This window comes from Synechococcus sp. MIT2312, assembly GCF_059772315.1.
Genome location: NZ_CM186281.1, coordinates 1666676 through 1681716 on the forward strand (window position 1 = coordinate 1666676; position 15041 = coordinate 1681716).

Below are 15041 nucleotides of genomic sequence, written 5' to 3' on the forward strand. Positions count from 1 at the left end.
GCATCCAGTGAATCAAAATTTAAATTTCATCAGATAACAGCCTACTGTTGTAATCGGAATTGGATTAAATCACAGTAACCTGAGAGGGATTGAAGACCCCCAAAAGCAGTAACATCTGATCACCCCCAGCGCCATAAGACAACCCCTGATCAGTCTGAATGAAAACGCCTCCTGCCACACCCTTGATCACATCTTCTCCAACCGTGTAATCCTGAACTTGCGCTACTCCTGCGCCCGCTACAGCGTGGAACGTATCCGCGGCTTTATCACCCCACACCAATCCAGCACTCACCAAAAGTTGATCATTATGGGCTCCTCCCCTGTAAACCATGCCATCGACAGAACCAATCACGACATCAGCCCCATTATTTCCATTCACCCAGGATCCAGACTTTGAGCTGAATACCTCAATCCTGTCATTATCTTCGCCACCCAAGTACCGGCCCTTTCCGCCTCGCAAAACGATATGGTCGTCACCATTATTTCCATTAGCAAAGTTATTCTTACCACCGACGACTTCAAGAAAATCATTTCCGCCCAACATGCCGTAATTGATCGCTGACTGACCACCCAAAACTTCGACTCCATTGGTGAAATATCGTCGTCCGTTGATGACAGTGTTTTCAATGGACTGCACGACATTGGTGGTACCACCACCGCTACGGGTACTACTACCGCCACCGCCGCCGCCACCGCCTCCGCCGCCGCCACCGCCGCCGCCACCGCCGCCACCGCCGCCGGAAGATTCATTCACATCCTGCACACTCACCGTGACCGTCTGATCCGACGCATTATTCGAGGCATCCGTCGCACGAACCATCACCACATAGCTGTTATCACTGCCAGAATCTTGCGGTGATTCGTAATCAGGAGCACTCGCAAATACCAGCGCACCACTAGAGCTATTGATGCTGAATCGCGCCTGATCAGCTCCTCCAGACAGACTCCAAGTCACACTTTCATTCGCGCTGAATGTCGTCACTGATGTGGTGTTTTCATTCACCGATACCGATGATGTGGAATCTCCAGCACTCCCCGATGGTCCACTGATCGAAGGAGCCGTGGTGTCAACAAGACCAAGCAAAGCTGCCCAGCTGCGCGTATCCCCGTTGAAATCAACGGATTCAATATCGGCAAGTGTGTCAGTGCCATCCGGACTACCGCTACGCAGATCAGTGATCTGCAGGCTGCTGCCTGACAGCGACAATCTGTAATCACTGAGCGAACCGCTATACAGAACTGCGTCAGTGCCGCCGCCACCATCGAAGCTGTTATTGGCACTATTCCCCCGAAACGTGTCTGAACCTGAACCACCGATCGCAGTCTCAATCAGAGTGCCAGGTGCAAATGTGAGGTTGCCCGTCTTGCCACCAATATTGGAGGCATACACATTGGTTGCAGACTCATCCGACGGCCGAAGATCAATCAGCTGGGTGGAAGAGAAACCACTGAAATCGAGCGTGTCAGCACCACCACTATCGACCACAGTGAAGGCGGTGGAGGGAATCCAATCCTTCAGTTCATTGAAAACTTTGCTGGTGCTCGCCGAAATTGTCGTATTAAAACCGTAGGTTGTGTCATCAGTAAAAGCATTACTGATGCCATATCCATCAGCGCTATAAAGATCATCGAGAGCGATCCAGTCCACCACCATGGGTGTACTTAAAAAGGCATAACTGGCATCAATCGATGTATTCTCAGTTTGCGAAAAATACGACATTATCGATGCCTGCCACGAATCATTCGTGAAGTCAGCATCCGTCGAATAACTTCCTGATCCGTTGTAAAGGCCTTGATGGCCTAAACCAAGTCCATGACCAATTTCGTGCAGGATGGTCTGGAATGCGTAATCACCGAGATCAGTACTGCCGTAATGCCAACTGGAAGCAACATTAATACTGGCATATTGGGTAGTAGTTCCACTACGCGTGGCAGATGCATAAGCACCACTGTCGCTATCACCGAAACGAAAATCAGCTCCACTGGCTGTTGTTGTCTGGAAGTCAACACCAAGGATGGCTTCGAATAATTTGAAAGCTTCATCCACTAGGTCCGCACGACCTGAGCTCAAACCATCGGAATCCTGAGAATTACCGCTGGTGTTGTAAGTGAGATCTCCATCTTTGGCGTAAGTACCAGTATCTGAAAGATTGAAATTACGGTTACTTGTCCCGAAGTCGCTCCAAAACTGCGTTTCCAGATAGTTAGACAGCTGGTCCAGTGTTCCCAATGAGGCGGCTGACAGGTCATCACCAGACCCTGCACCGGAACCCAGCTGTGAATCTGCAGGTCCACCACGGCAGGCCGCACAGGCACATCCAGCCGCATGCAGCACAGGCTCATGAACGGGAGCCTTGTTCAGATCAGAGCTTGCACCTGCAGAGGCTTCAATTGTTGCAAGGCCTGATGATTCACTGGCAGCTGTTGGTTCGGCTGCATCGAATCCCGAATCCGCACCACTGAAAAAGTCATTGCCACCATCAGCGTCCAATCCGAGATCAGCTGCTTGAGGCGATGCAGCAGAATCTCCCAAAGTTTCAGGGACATCCCCAAAAAGCCGGATCGGCTCATCTAATGAGTCAATGGTTCCGTCCAAACGACTCCTTAACCAGCAACCTTTTTCAAGGTAGTTCTGAAATCTGACAGTGGCGATTTTGTGTATTGCTGCAAGGGGAATGTCCTAGCCACATGAGCCAAACAACACGGCCACTGCAGCAGCTCTGGGACGCGCTCAACCAGCCCAGCAAAAACCTTGAACCGGCCGACCTTGCCCTGTTGCAGGAGGCTCTCACCCATACCTCCAGTGGTCTCAACCCTCATCACGAGCAGCTGGAATTTCTCGGCGATGCGGTGCTGCGTCTCACCGCTAGTGAATTCATCGCCTCCGCCTATCCCCACATGCCCGTGGGCGAACGCTCCAGCCTCAGGGCCCAACTGGTAAGCGACCGCTGGTTGGCGGAGCTGGGCGCCAACATCGAGATCGAATGCTGGTGGCAGATCGGCCCCAAAGCCAGTGGCGACGCCACTGCAGCAGCCACCATCCGCGCAGAACTCAGCGAAGCGCTGATCGGTGCGCTTTACCGAATCAACGGGCTGGCCGCCGTGCAGCAATGGCTGACGCCTCACTGGCAACGCAGCGCTGAGGCCGTTCTCTCCGACCCGCACCGCGGCAACTGCAAATCCGCCCTGCAGGAATGGAGTCAGGGAGAGGGCCTGGGCCTGCCCGTCTACAGCAGCGAAGAAATCAGCCAACGCCATGGTGACCCGCGCCGCTTTTGCTGCAGGGTGACCCTGCCGCAGCAGCTGGCAGCAGAAGGATGGGGCCGCTCACGGCGTGAGGCCGAGCAACAGGCTGCTCGCGCTGCGCTGGATCAGCTGACTGGCAGCTGAGCAGCGCCCTCAAGCTCAGCTCCGCACTGATCGCAATGGCTGGCCTCGCTGCGATGGTCGCGATAACCGCAACTGCTGCAGGCACGCCTGTCCAGACGGGCCTGCTGAATCGATTCCACCGTGACGATGCCTGTGGGGATGGCGATGATCCCGAAACCCAGCAACATCACCACGGCCGCCAGCATTCGGCCGAGCACGGTCTGGGGCACAAAATCGCCGTAGCCCACCGTGGTCATCGTGACGATGGCCCAGTACACGCCCTGACCAACGGTCTGGAACTGGGTGTCGGGATGACCGCTCTCGATTAACACCATCAGATACCCCAGCACCACCTGCGCCATCACCACAAAAAACAGAAACACGCCAATGCGGCGTGCGCTGGCGCGCAGTGCACGGCCCAACATCTGCGCCTCATCCAGAAAACGCAGCAGCTTGAACACACGCAACACGCGGGCGAACTTGAAGACCCACAAAACAAGGCCGCTGCGAATCTGCGGCACGAAAAAAAACAGGACGGCTGACAGATCAATCAGTCCGTAGAAGCTGCGCGCATAGGCCAAGGGCTTCGGTGACACCCACAGATGCAGCAAATAATCCGCCATGAACACCAGAAGGCAGAGGCGCTCCAGCCCCTCCACCCAAGACGGAATTTCACCAGGGGTCGCAACACGCATCGGGTGCGGTTCAACCAGCAGGCCTGCCACGCTGAGCAGGATCGTCCCGAAAATCACCAGGTTGTAAATCCTGCCTGGACGGGTATCGGAATCAAGAACGACTCGCCGGAGCCTCTGGCGCAGAGCGACCTCCATCGGCGTCAGTCGGCGCTGAGATCTTTGAGGCGCAGGGTGACGAGCTTGTCCCAGTTGCCACCTTCAAACAACACGGCGGCCCGATCCCCACTGATGCGCTGCACGAAACCGGTGTATCCGTTGTAGATGGAGCGCTGATCCACCACCGTCACCGTGGCACCGGGCAGGATCGGAGCAGCGGAAGCCATGAAATCGCAGGTCGGTCGTGGAGCCATTATCGACAAGTGCCTCCAGAGCTGTCATCCGTGGCCTCAGACTCCGATATCCAGACAGCATCAGCGGGCGAAGAATGGCTGGCCGTTGGCACGGTGGTGGCTGCGCAGGGCTTAAACGGCGAGCTCCGCGTGAACCCGGCCAGTGATTTCCCTGAACGCTTCACCAAGCCAGGGCCTCGTTGGCTTCAGCGCAAAGGCGCCGCTGCACAGGAAATGACGCTGACCAGCGGTCGGCAACTGCCGGGGAGAAGTCTGTTCATCGTGCGCTTCAAGGAGGTCGACAGCCGCAGCGCTGCAGAAGCTCTTGTGGGTCAGACGCTCTTGGTGAGTTCCAACGACAGGCCCGAACTTGAGGAGGGAGAGTTCCACCTGCTCGACCTTGTAGGTCTGGAAGCCCGTCTCAATGCGAACGACAGCGCTGTGGTCGGCACCGTGAGCGATCTGATCAGCGGAGGCAATGACCTGCTGGAGATCACCCGAGCGGATGGGCGCAAGCTGTTGATTCCCTTTGTGGAGCAGATTGTTCCTGAGGTGCATCAAACAGAGGGTTGGCTGCTGATCACCCCGCCGCCGGGACTGCTGGACCTCTGACGCCTGCAGGGTGACAACAGCGAAAAAGCTGCGCAACAATGGCGCCAAACACCAAGCGTGTGCCGTGACCACCCCTCTGATTCCGGTGATCCTCTGTGGTGGCACAGGAACGCGCCTCTGGCCCCTCTCCCGAGCCAGTTACCCGAAGCAGTACTGGGCACTCGGCGGCAACGGTGATGAAACCCTGCTGCAGCAGACCCAGCAACGTCTGGAAGGGATCGAAGCGCTGGGCGATCCTCTGCTGATCTGCAACGACGACCACCGTTTCATCGTGGCCGAACAGATGCGCCAGATCGGCATCCAGCCAGGTGCCATCCTGCTGGAACCGATGGGACGCAACACGGCTCCAGCGGTGGCGATTGCAGCTCTGCAAGCCACAGCCGACGGAGAGGACCCCCTTCTGCTGGTGTTATCAGCTGACCATGTCATTCGTGACGCCGAACACTTCCGCAGCGCCATCGAAGCCGGTCGCAGGACCGCTGAGGCAGGCCGTCTGGTGACCTTCGGAATCGTGCCAACGGCTCCGGAAACAGGCTATGGCTATATCGAGGCCGCTGAATCGCTGCAGACAGACACCCTCACACCGGTACCAATCGCCCGCTTTGTGGAAAAGCCAGACCAGGCGACTGCCGAACAGTTCCTGGCCAGCGGACGCTTCACCTGGAACAGCGGCATGTTTCTGTTCAGAGCGAGCGCCATGCTCTCGGAGCTGGAACGCCTGGCACCGGAAGTGGTGAGCTGCTGCAGGGCCGCCCTTGAGCAGGATGTGGCAGACCTCGACTTCCTGCGACTGGAGCGTGAAGCCTTCGCCAAATGTCCCAACGTGGCCATTGATGTGGCTGTGATGGAACAGACCAAGCTCGGGTCAGTGATGCCCTTAGCCGCAGGCTGGAGTGATGTGGGCAGCTGGAGTGCCCTCTGGGAAACCGCCGACCGCGATGACGACGGCAACGTGCTGCGCGGCAGAGTCATCAGTGAGGGAAGCCGCAACTGCTACCTGCGCAGCGAACACCGTCTGGTGGTGGGCCTCGGTGTGGAAAATCTTGTGGTGGTTGAAACCGACGACGCCGTGCTGATCGCGGAACGCAACCAGGCACAGAATGTGAAGACGATCGTGAAGCAGCTGGAGGCTGATGGCAGCCCAGAAGGCAAGGCACATCGCAAGATCTATCGCCCCTGGGGGCACTACACAGGCGTGGTGGAAGACAGCCGCTGGCAGGTGAAACGCATCTCAGTGAAGCCAGGAGCCAGCCTCTCCCTACAGATGCATCACCACCGCGCTGAGCACTGGATCGTGGTCAGTGGAGCGGCCTTGGTGGAACGCGACGGGACGACTGAGCTGGTTGGTGAGAACCAGAGCACCTACATCCCACTGGGCTGCAAACATCGACTGACCAATCCTGGGCGCATCCCCATGGAGCTGATCGAGGTGCAGAGCGGCGCTTATCTGGGAGAAGACGACATCGTGCGCTTCGACGATGTCTACGGCCGCAGCGATGTGGAAGCAGCAGCGCGGGCGGCAATCACTCCACAGTGACGCTCTTGGCCAAGTTGCGTGGCTGATCAACATCCAAGCCTCGATGGGCCGCAATGTGATAGCTGAGCAATTGCATCGGCACCACCGTGAGCAAAGGACTGATCCATTCGCTCACCTCAGGCACCGGCAGCAATTCATCGAACAATTCCGTGTCAGCGCAAATGGGGGCAACACCGATCAACTGGGCATCGCGGGCCTTGGCCTCCTGGGCATTACTGAGCACTTTTTCGAACACCACGCCTGGTACGGCAATCGAGATCACCGGCACATGCGTGTCGAGCAAGGCGATCGGGCCATGTTTCATCTCACCTGCGGGGTAACCCTCCGCGTGGATATAACTGATTTCTTTGAGCTTGAGAGCGCCTTCCAATGCAATCGGGTAGTTGATGCCACGCCCCAGGAAGATCACATCCTGGGTTTCAGCGAAACGATGGGCCATCGCCTCAGAACACTGATCATGCTGCTTCACCAGCGCACTGAGCTGATCAGGCAAACCGCGCAGCTCATTGACCAGGGCAGCGATCTCGGCTTCGCTTCGGGTGCCGCGGCGCGCCGCAAAGGCCAGGGCCAGCGCGTAGAACGCTAAAAGCTGGCCAAGGAAGGTCTTGGTGGCTGCAACCCCCACTTCGATGCCTGCACCGATGTCAAGGATGTAGGGCACCTGACGTGCCAGAGAACTCTCCACCCGGTTGGTCACACCTAACTGACGTGGGGCATAGGCAGGATCGTCATGGACCCGCCGCCGGTCAGCATCCATGGCCAGAGCAGCCAGGGTGTCGGCCGTTTCACCGGATTGGGTGACGCCGACCGTGAGCGTGTAGGCAGCCAGCGGCGGGGGCGCGTAACGGAACTCACTGGCGTAATGAACACTGGCTGGCACCCCCGCAAACTGTTCCAGCAGATGGGCTCCCACAAGCGCCGCGTGCCGGCTCGTTCCACAAGCCAGGATCTGGATGCGCTCAATGTCGGCATAAAAGGCATCGTCGAAAGGCAAGGCCACGGGATTGGCAGCCTGCAGATTCAACGGCAGATGCCTCTCGACCCACAGGCGTGCGGTCTCCGGCTGCTCATGAATCTCCTTGAGCATGAAATGGCGGAACTGGCGCTTGTCGGCCACATGCTCCTGGCCGCTGAGCAGCGACGGACTGCGCTGCTGACGCTCACCAACATCGTTGTAGAGCTCAATGCCAAGCGGACTGAGCAACGCCACCTCACCGTCCTCCATCGGCAGGACGGTGCGGGTGAAGCCAGCCAGCGCAGGCGTATCGCTGGCACAGATGAATTCGCCCTCGCCCAAACCGATCAGCAATGGTGCCGCCTTGCGAGCCACCACAACAGCACCGGGGACCTCTGCCCACAACACCGCCAGGGCGTAGGCGCCTTGAAGCCTTGGCAACACGACCTGCACGGCCCGTAACAGCGTGTTGCCCTCAGCAGGCTGGCCAGCAGCACACAGACGCTGCAGCTCCGCGAAGACCAGATGCGGGATCACCTCGGTATCAGTGTCTGAGCGGAAGCTGACCCCAGCGTTCGTGAGCTCGTCACGCAGGGCCCGATGGTTTTCGATGATGCCGTTCTGCACCACGGCCACATCACCAGCACCATCGCAATGGGGATGGGCGTTGTGCACCTCCGGCTTGCCGTGCGTCGCCCAGCGGGTATGGCCGATTCCACAAAAACCTGGCGCACCCTCCTGTTCCACCCTTGCGGTGAGATTGACGAGCTTGCCCTTAGCTCGAATGCAGTGCAACTTGGCATTCGCATCGTTTGCCGACGTTTCAATCGTGGCGATGCCAGCGGAGTCGTAACCGCGATATTCCAGTTGTCGCAGCCCTTCAAGCAGGAGCGGTGCTGCCTCTCTGGAGCCGATCACCGCAACGATTCCGCACATACAAAACAGCCCGGCAATGCCGGGCCGAGCTTATGGGTAATTGAACGAGAAAACGAACGAGACGTTCAGTAGGCCAGGCCCATGCTTCGGGTGGTCTCATCACCGAGGTAGACGCGGATGCTGAGGAAATCCGTTGGGCATGCGGTTTCACAGCGCTTGCAACCAACGCAATCTTCTGTGCGGGGAGAGGACGCGATCTGACCAGCCTTGCAGCCATCCCACGGCACCATTTCGAGCACGTCCAGAGGACAGGCACGAACACACTGGGTACAACCGATGCAGGTGTCGTAAATCTTGACGGCGTGGGACATGAATCCCTCTGAGAGCAGGTGACTTGGCAATAACGTACTGGGCCTTGGCGACACTGAGGCCGAGCGCGCGCCCGGCCGTCACCGTTGTTAACGCCAGGCAGTTCTTCGAGCCCAAAATTGGAAAGACAGAGGCCAGCCCGTAAGATGCGGCGTCCCGTCTTCACGGCCATGTCCCAGGAAGCGATCCTCGAAAAAGTCCGTTCGATCGTGGCTGAGCAGCTCAGCGTCGATGCCGGCGAAGTCAAGCCCGAATCGAATTTCCAGAATGATCTCGGCGCCGACTCACTCGACACCGTCGAGCTGGTGATGGCACTGGAAGAAGCCTTTGACATCGAAATCCCCGACGAAGCCGCTGAAGGCATCGCCACAGTTGGCGACGCCGTTAAGTACATCGAAGACAAGCAGGCCTGAGGATCGGCAGCATGGTGGAGGGTCTCCAACGCGTCGTGGTCACCGGCCTCGGCGCGGTGACACCGATCGGCAACAGCGTTTCCGACTATTGGTCCGGTCTCACCTCCGGCAGGAATGGGGTGGCATCAATTTCATTGTTTGACGCCTCTCGGCACGCCTGCCGATTTGCGGCGGAAGTGAAAAATTTCGATCCAACAGGATTCATTGAGCCCAAGGAAGCCAAGCGCTGGGACCGGTACTGCAAATTCGGAGTTGTTGCGGCCAAACAGGCTCTTGCCGATGCAGGGCTGGAGATCACCGAAGCCAACGCCGAGCGGATCGGTGTCAGCATCGGCTCAGGAGTGGGCGGACTGCTCACGATGGAAACCCAAGCCCACGTTCTCGAGGGCAAAGGGCCAGGGCGAGTCAGCCCCTTCACGGTGCCGATGATGATCCCGAACATGGCCACGGGCCTGGCAGCGATCGCGCTCGGAGCCAAGGGGCCAAGCTCAGCTGTCGCCACGGCCTGTGCCGCGGGGTCCAATGCCATCGGCGATGCCTTCCGTCTGCTGCAAATGGGCAAGGCCGACGCCATGATCTGCGGTGGGGCAGAGTCGGCCATTACTCCTCTGGGAGTGGCTGGATTCGCCAGTGCCAAGGCACTGTCATTCCGCAACGATGATCCAGCCACCGCCAGCCGACCATTTGACAAAGAACGCGACGGCTTTGTGATTGGTGAAGGATCAGGCATTTTGGTGCTTGAAACCCTCAGTCACGCCCAGGCCCGCGGCGCCACGATCCTGGCCGAAATCGTTGGCTACGGAACCACCTGTGATGCGCACCACATCACTTCACCAACCCCCGGTGGTGTCGGCGGGGCAGCCGCCATGCGCCTCGCCCTGGAGGACGGAAACCTGAGTGCTGACAGCATCGACTACGTCAATGCCCACGGCACCAGCACCCCGGCAAACGACAGCAACGAAACCGCAGCGATCAAGAGTGCTCTCGGCCAACGCGCCCAGAAGATTCCTGTGAGCTCCACAAAATCAATGACCGGACATCTCCTGGGTGGCTCCGGCGGCATCGAAGCCGTGGCCTGTGTGCTTGCTCTGCAGCACAATGTTGTCCCTCCCACCATCAACTACACCAATCCCGATCCCGACTGTGATCTGAATGTGGTGCCCAACGCCGCCCGCGAGCACACACTGGGAACAGTGTTATCCAACTCGTTCGGTTTTGGCGGCCACAACGTCTGCCTTGCCTTTCAGCGCATGAACTGAATCCTGAGGTCAGGTTCACCTCGGTGACGCTGACCGTGCTGTTTCAGACTGATCCAACTCCTTACTGCTTCTCGAATCTCACGCCATGGTCGCCGCGCCCGCATCTCTCGACACCCTCTGCATCAACAGCATTCGCATGCTGGCCGTTGATGCGATCAACAAGTCCAAGAGCGGCCACCCAGGTCTGCCCATGGGTTGTGCCCCGATGGGGTACACGCTCTGGGACAAGTTCCTGCACCACAACCCGAAGAACCCCAAGTGGTTCAACCGAGATCGCTTTGTGCTGTCGGCCGGTCACGGCTGCATGTTGCAGTACGCACTGCTGCATCTCACCGGTTACGACTCCGTGTCGATCGATGACATCAAACAGTTCCGGCAATGGGGCTCCAAAACTCCTGGACACCCTGAAACATTCGAAACTCCCGGCATTGAGGTGACCACAGGCCCCCTTGGTGCCGGTATTTCCAACGCAGTTGGTCTGGCCATCGCCGAATCTCACCTTGCGGCGAAATTCAACAAGCCTGACGCCACTGTTGTTGATCATTTCACCTACGTGATCATGGGTGACGGCTGCAACCAGGAGGGTGTGTCCTCCGAAGCAGCCTCCTTAGCTGGCCACCTGAAGCTGGGCAAGCTCATTGCCCTCTACGACGACAACCACATCACCATTGATGGGCGCACAAACGTGTCCTTCACCGAGGACGTGCTCAAGCGCTACGAGGCCTACGGCTGGCATGTTCAGCATGTGGCTGATGGCAACACGGATGTCGATGCCATCGCCAAGGCCATCGAAGCAGCCAAAGCCGTCACCGACAGGCCCTCGATCATCAAGATCACAACCACAATCGGATTCGGCTCACCCAACAAGAGCGACACAGCGGGTGTGCACGGTGCTCCCCTCGGTGACGAAGAAACGGAACTGACCCGCAAGCAACTGGGCTGGAACTACGGTCCGTTTGAAGTACCTCAAGACGCCTACGACCAGTTCCGTCAGGCCATCGATCGCGGCGCCAGCCTGGAGGCCGAGTGGAATCAAACCCTGGCGACTTACCGCTCCAAGTACCCGACGGAATCAGCCGAATTTGAGCGCATGCTGCGCGGCGAACTCCCTCAAGGTTGGGACAAGGATCTGCCCACTTACACACCAGACGACAAGGGACTTGCCACACGAAAGCATTCCCAGATCTGTCTGGGTGCTTTGGGCCCCAATCTGCCGGAGCTGATTGGTGGATCTGCCGACCTCACCCACTCCAATTACACCGACATCAAGGGCGAAACAGGTTCCTACCAGCCAGAGACCCCCGAGAAGCGGTATCTGCATTTTGGCGTGAGAGAGCACGCCATGGCAGCTGTGCTCAACGGGATCGCCTATCACAACAGTGGTTTGATCCCCTACGGCGGCACCTTCCTCGTGTTCGCCGACTACATGCGCGGCTCGATGCGCCTCTCGGCTCTGAGTGAACTGGGTGTGATTTACGTGCTCACCCACGATTCAATTGGTGTTGGCGAAGACGGACCTACCCACCAACCGATTGAGACCATCCCTTCATTGAGGGCCATGCCAGGTCTGCTGGTGTTCCGACCCGGCGACGGCAACGAAACAAGCGGCGCTTACAAACTCGCAATCGGCAACCGTCACCGTCCCAGTGCGCTGTGCCTCAGCCGGCAAGGCATGGTCAATCAAGCCAATTCCTCTATTGAGAAAGTGGCCCTGGGTGGTTACATCCTCGAAGACTGTGATGGAACGCCCGATCTGATCCTGATCGGTACCGGCACCGAACTTGACCTCTGCGTACAAGCCGCCAAACAGCTCAGCGCCGATGGCAACAAAGTGCGCGTGGTCTCCATGCCCTGCGTCGAACTGTTTGACGAACAAAGTGATTCCTACAAGGAAGAAGTTCTTCCCGGCTCTGTTCGCAAACGCATCGTCGTGGAAGCCGCAGAATCCTTTGGCTGGCACCGTTTCATCGGCCTCGATGGCGACAGCGTCACGATGAACCGCTTTGGTGCATCCGCTCCCGGAGGCACCTGCATGGAGAAGTTCGGCTTCACCGTGGAGAATGTGGTCGCTAAATCCAAAGCGTTGCTGGGCTAAGCACGGTTTAGGCAAATGCAAAAGCGGAGGATGCATTCCTCCGCTTTTTTTTGATCAGCACCATTGACGTTTCGATCAAATGCGCAATCTCATTACTGGCGGCGCAGGGTTCCTTGGCTCCCACTTAACTGATCGCCTCATGGAAGCCGGCGAAGAAGTGATCTGCCTGGACAACTATTTCACCGGAAGAAAAGCAAACATCAGCAATTGGATAGGACATCCCAGCTTTGAATTGATTCGCCACGATGTCACAGAACCAATCAAATTAGAAGTTGATCGGATCTGGCATTTAGCCTGCCCAGCCTCTCCAATTCACTATCAATTCAACCCAATCAAAACAGCCAAGACAAGCTTCCTGGGCACTTACAACATGCTTGGGCTTGCAAGACGCGTTGGCGCACGATTCTTACTTGCTAGCACTAGCGAAGTTTATGGAGATCCAGAAGTTCATCCCCAACCGGAGGAGTATCGAGGCTGTGTGAATACAATCGGGATCCGCAGCTGTTACGACGAAGGAAAACGCATCGCCGAAACCCTCTGTTTCGACTACCAGCGCATGCACGCTACAGAGATCCGGGTGATGCGCATCTTCAACACCTATGGCCCGCGCATGCTTCCGAATGATGGACGGGTTGTCAGCAACTTCATCGTTCAAGCTCTGCAGGGAAAACCGCTGACGCTGTATGGAGATGGCAATCAAACCCGATCGTTTTGCTACGTGGATGACCTGATTGAAGGCATGATTCGACTGATGAATGGGGACAAAACTGGCCCGGTCAACATTGGCAATCCCAATGAATTCACGATCCGACAGTTAGCCGAGCTCGTACGCGATCAGATCAATCCCAACCTGGAACTGATCAGCAAGCCCCTGCCGCAGGATGACCCACTCCAACGTCAACCCGTGATTGATCTGGCCAGGCGGGAATTGGGCTGGGAGCCCAAGATTCCGCTCGCAGAAGGGCTCAAACCAACCATTGACTGGTTCCGCAAAGCACTCGAAAAGAAAGCCGAATAAATCACCAGCCCAATGAATCACCACCAAAAGCAATCAATTTTGCTCTTGGCAGTGATTCAGAGCAAAGCTCAATCATTCAGCCTTATCCATCTTCACCCCGGATAATTCAGCACCACCTTTCACTTCCAGCACCTTCTCCAAGCCTTCAAGATCCTCATCGGTGATCTTGGTCTGCATCGGACAGTGCTTGGGGCCACACATCGAACAGAATTCAGCCTGCTTATAGATATCGGCAGGCAGAGTTTCATCGTGATACTGCTTGGCTCGCTCAGGATCTAAAGACAACGCAAACTGCTTGTTCCAATCAAAGGCATAGCGAGCCCGGCTGAGCTCATCATCTCGATCACGCGCACCGGGGCGATGCCGAGCGATATCAGCTGCATGCGCTGCGATCTTGTAAGCAATCAAGCCCTCACGCACATCGTCGGCATTGGGAAGCCCCAGATGCTCTTTTGGTGTCACGTAGCAAAGCATTGCCGTGCCATGCCAGCCAGCCATGGCCGCACCGATCGCTGAGGTGATGTGGTCATAACCAGGAGCGATATCCGTCACCAGAGGGCCCAGAACATAGAAAGGCGCCTCGTTGCACTCCTCCATCTGCTTCTTGACGTTGAACTCGATCTGATCCATCGGCACATGGCCTGGACCCTCAACCATCACCTGAATGTCTTTCTCCCAGGCTCGACGTGTCAGCTCACCAAGCGTGTGCAGCTCAGCCAGTTGCGCCGCATCCGAAGCATCGTGCTGACAACCAGGCCGCAAGGAATCACCCAGTGAAAACGTGCAGTCGTAGCGCTTGAAAATTTCGCAGATGTCGTCGAAACGGGTGTAAAGAGGGTTCTGACGATGGTGGTAAAGCATCCACTGGGCGAGGATGCCGCCGCCACGGCTGACGATCCCGGTGATACGGCCTTTCACCTTGACCAGATGTTCGATCAGCAGGCCAGCGTGAATCGTCTGGTAATCGACTCCTTGCTGACAGTGCTTCTCGATGATGTGGAGAAAATCATCCTCCGAGAGACGTTCGATCGAACCATGCACACTTTCCAGCGCCTGATACACAGGAACGGTGCCGATTGGCACGGGTGAAGCCTTGATAATCGCGGTGCGAACATCATCAAGATTCACGCCGCCGGTGGACAGATCCATCACGGTGTCGGCACCGTATTTCACCGCCAGATTCAGCTTCTTGACCTCTTCCTCGGCGTCCGAGGCATTGGGAGATGCGCCGATATTTGCATTCACCTTGCACTTGCTGGCGATCCCAATCGCCATTGGCTCAAGATTTTCATGGTTGATGTTGGCGGGGATGACCATGCGGCCCCGTGCCACCTCCTCCATCACCAAGGTTTCAGGAAGGTTTTCCCTCCTGGCCACGTAGACCATCTCCTCGGTCACCACGCCCTGACGGGCGAAATGCATCTGGGAAACGTTGGACTGTCCGCGACGGGACTGAACCCAGGAAGCACGCATGATCCATTCAGCGAAGGAACTGCCAGGGGCCAGCCAGCTAA

Annotated in this window: 13 protein-coding genes; 7 read left to right on the top strand and 6 right to left on the bottom strand. The window is 57.4% G+C overall.

Going from position 1 to position 15041, the window contains the following annotated elements; translation table 11 throughout:
- Window positions 1–64 precede the first annotated feature (64 nt).
- Entirely contained in the window at window positions 65–2596 is a 2532-nt protein-coding gene (locus AC6EI9_RS09525; RefSeq protein ID WP_498467554.1) for a M10 family metallopeptidase C-terminal domain-containing protein, read from the bottom strand.
- 92 nt (window positions 2597–2688) lie between these two features.
- On the opposite strand from AC6EI9_RS09525, the gene rnc reads away from it, so the two are divergent.
- A complete protein-coding gene (gene rnc, locus AC6EI9_RS09530; protein WP_498467555.1) occupies window positions 2689–3390 on the top strand; it encodes a ribonuclease III in 702 nt (233 codons plus the stop codon).
- On the opposite strand, the gene AC6EI9_RS09535 is transcribed toward rnc, so the two are convergent.
- Window positions 3372–4199: an ion transporter gene (locus AC6EI9_RS09535; protein ID WP_498467556.1), complete on the bottom strand. Its 828-nt coding sequence runs from the start codon at window positions 4197–4199 to the stop codon at window positions 3372–3374. The genes rnc and AC6EI9_RS09535 overlap by 19 nt on opposite strands.
- 5 nt (window positions 4200–4204) lie before the next feature.
- The gene (locus tag AC6EI9_RS09540) at window positions 4205–4387 is read right to left on the bottom strand and encodes an NAD(P)H dehydrogenase subunit NdhS (protein WP_066910270.1); all 183 of its coding nucleotides are present in this window, start codon (window positions 4385–4387) and stop codon (window positions 4205–4207) included.
- Window positions 4388–4462: 75 nt separating this feature from the next.
- On the opposite strand from AC6EI9_RS09540, the gene rimM reads away from it, so the two are divergent.
- Both rimM and AC6EI9_RS09550 read left to right on the top strand, forming a co-directional pair.
- Entirely contained in the window at window positions 4463–5005 is a 543-nt protein-coding gene (gene rimM / locus AC6EI9_RS09545; protein WP_498470004.1) for a ribosome maturation factor RimM, read from the top strand.
- A gap of 64 nt (window positions 5006–5069) precedes the next feature.
- A complete protein-coding gene (locus tag AC6EI9_RS09550; RefSeq protein WP_498467557.1) occupies window positions 5070–6542 on the top strand; it encodes a mannose-1-phosphate guanylyltransferase/mannose-6-phosphate isomerase in 1473 nt (490 codons plus the stop codon).
- Here AC6EI9_RS09550 and glmS read toward each other — a convergent pair.
- Together glmS and psaC are read right to left on the bottom strand one after the other, a co-directional pair.
- Window positions 6529–8433 carry a glutamine--fructose-6-phosphate transaminase (isomerizing) gene (gene glmS, locus AC6EI9_RS09555; protein ID WP_498467558.1) on the bottom strand — a complete coding sequence of 635 codons (1905 nt, stop codon included), beginning with the start codon at window positions 8431–8433 and terminating at the stop codon, window positions 6529–6531. The two genes, AC6EI9_RS09550 and glmS, sit on opposite strands and share 14 nt — an antisense overlap.
- 65 nt (window positions 8434–8498) lie before the next feature.
- Complete coding sequence (gene psaC / locus AC6EI9_RS09560) at window positions 8499–8744, bottom strand: photosystem I iron-sulfur center protein PsaC (RefSeq protein WP_006850103.1); 246 nt, start codon at window positions 8742–8744, stop codon at window positions 8499–8501.
- A gap of 168 nt (window positions 8745–8912) precedes the next feature.
- On the opposite strand from psaC, the gene acpP reads away from it, so the two are divergent.
- The 4 genes from acpP (at window position 8913) to AC6EI9_RS09580 (ending at window position 13527) form a co-directional block, all read left to right on the top strand.
- Window positions 8913–9155: an acyl carrier protein gene (acpP, locus tag AC6EI9_RS09565; RefSeq protein ID WP_066910276.1), complete on the top strand. Its 243-nt coding sequence runs from the start codon at window positions 8913–8915 to the stop codon at window positions 9153–9155.
- Window positions 9156–9166: 11 nt separating this feature from the next.
- Window positions 9167–10414 (top strand): beta-ketoacyl-ACP synthase II, encoded by a 1248-nt coding sequence (fabF, locus tag AC6EI9_RS09570; protein ID WP_498467559.1) that lies wholly within the window; start codon window positions 9167–9169, stop codon window positions 10412–10414.
- An 85-nt stretch (window positions 10415–10499) separates the two neighbouring features.
- A complete protein-coding gene (gene tkt / locus AC6EI9_RS09575) occupies window positions 10500–12509 on the top strand; it encodes a transketolase (RefSeq protein WP_498467560.1) in 2010 nt (669 codons plus the stop codon).
- 79 nt (window positions 12510–12588) lie between these two features.
- Window positions 12589–13527 carry a UDP-glucuronic acid decarboxylase family protein gene (locus AC6EI9_RS09580; protein ID WP_498467561.1) on the top strand — a complete coding sequence of 313 codons (939 nt, stop codon included), beginning with the start codon at window positions 12589–12591 and terminating at the stop codon, window positions 13525–13527.
- Window positions 13528–13599: 72 nt separating this feature from the next.
- On the opposite strand, the gene thiC is transcribed toward AC6EI9_RS09580, so the two are convergent.
- Window positions 13600–15000, bottom strand: coding sequence for a phosphomethylpyrimidine synthase ThiC (thiC, locus tag AC6EI9_RS09585; RefSeq protein WP_115127009.1), 1401 nt, complete (start codon window positions 14998–15000; stop codon window positions 13600–13602).
- Window positions 15001–15041: the final 41 nt, after the last annotated feature.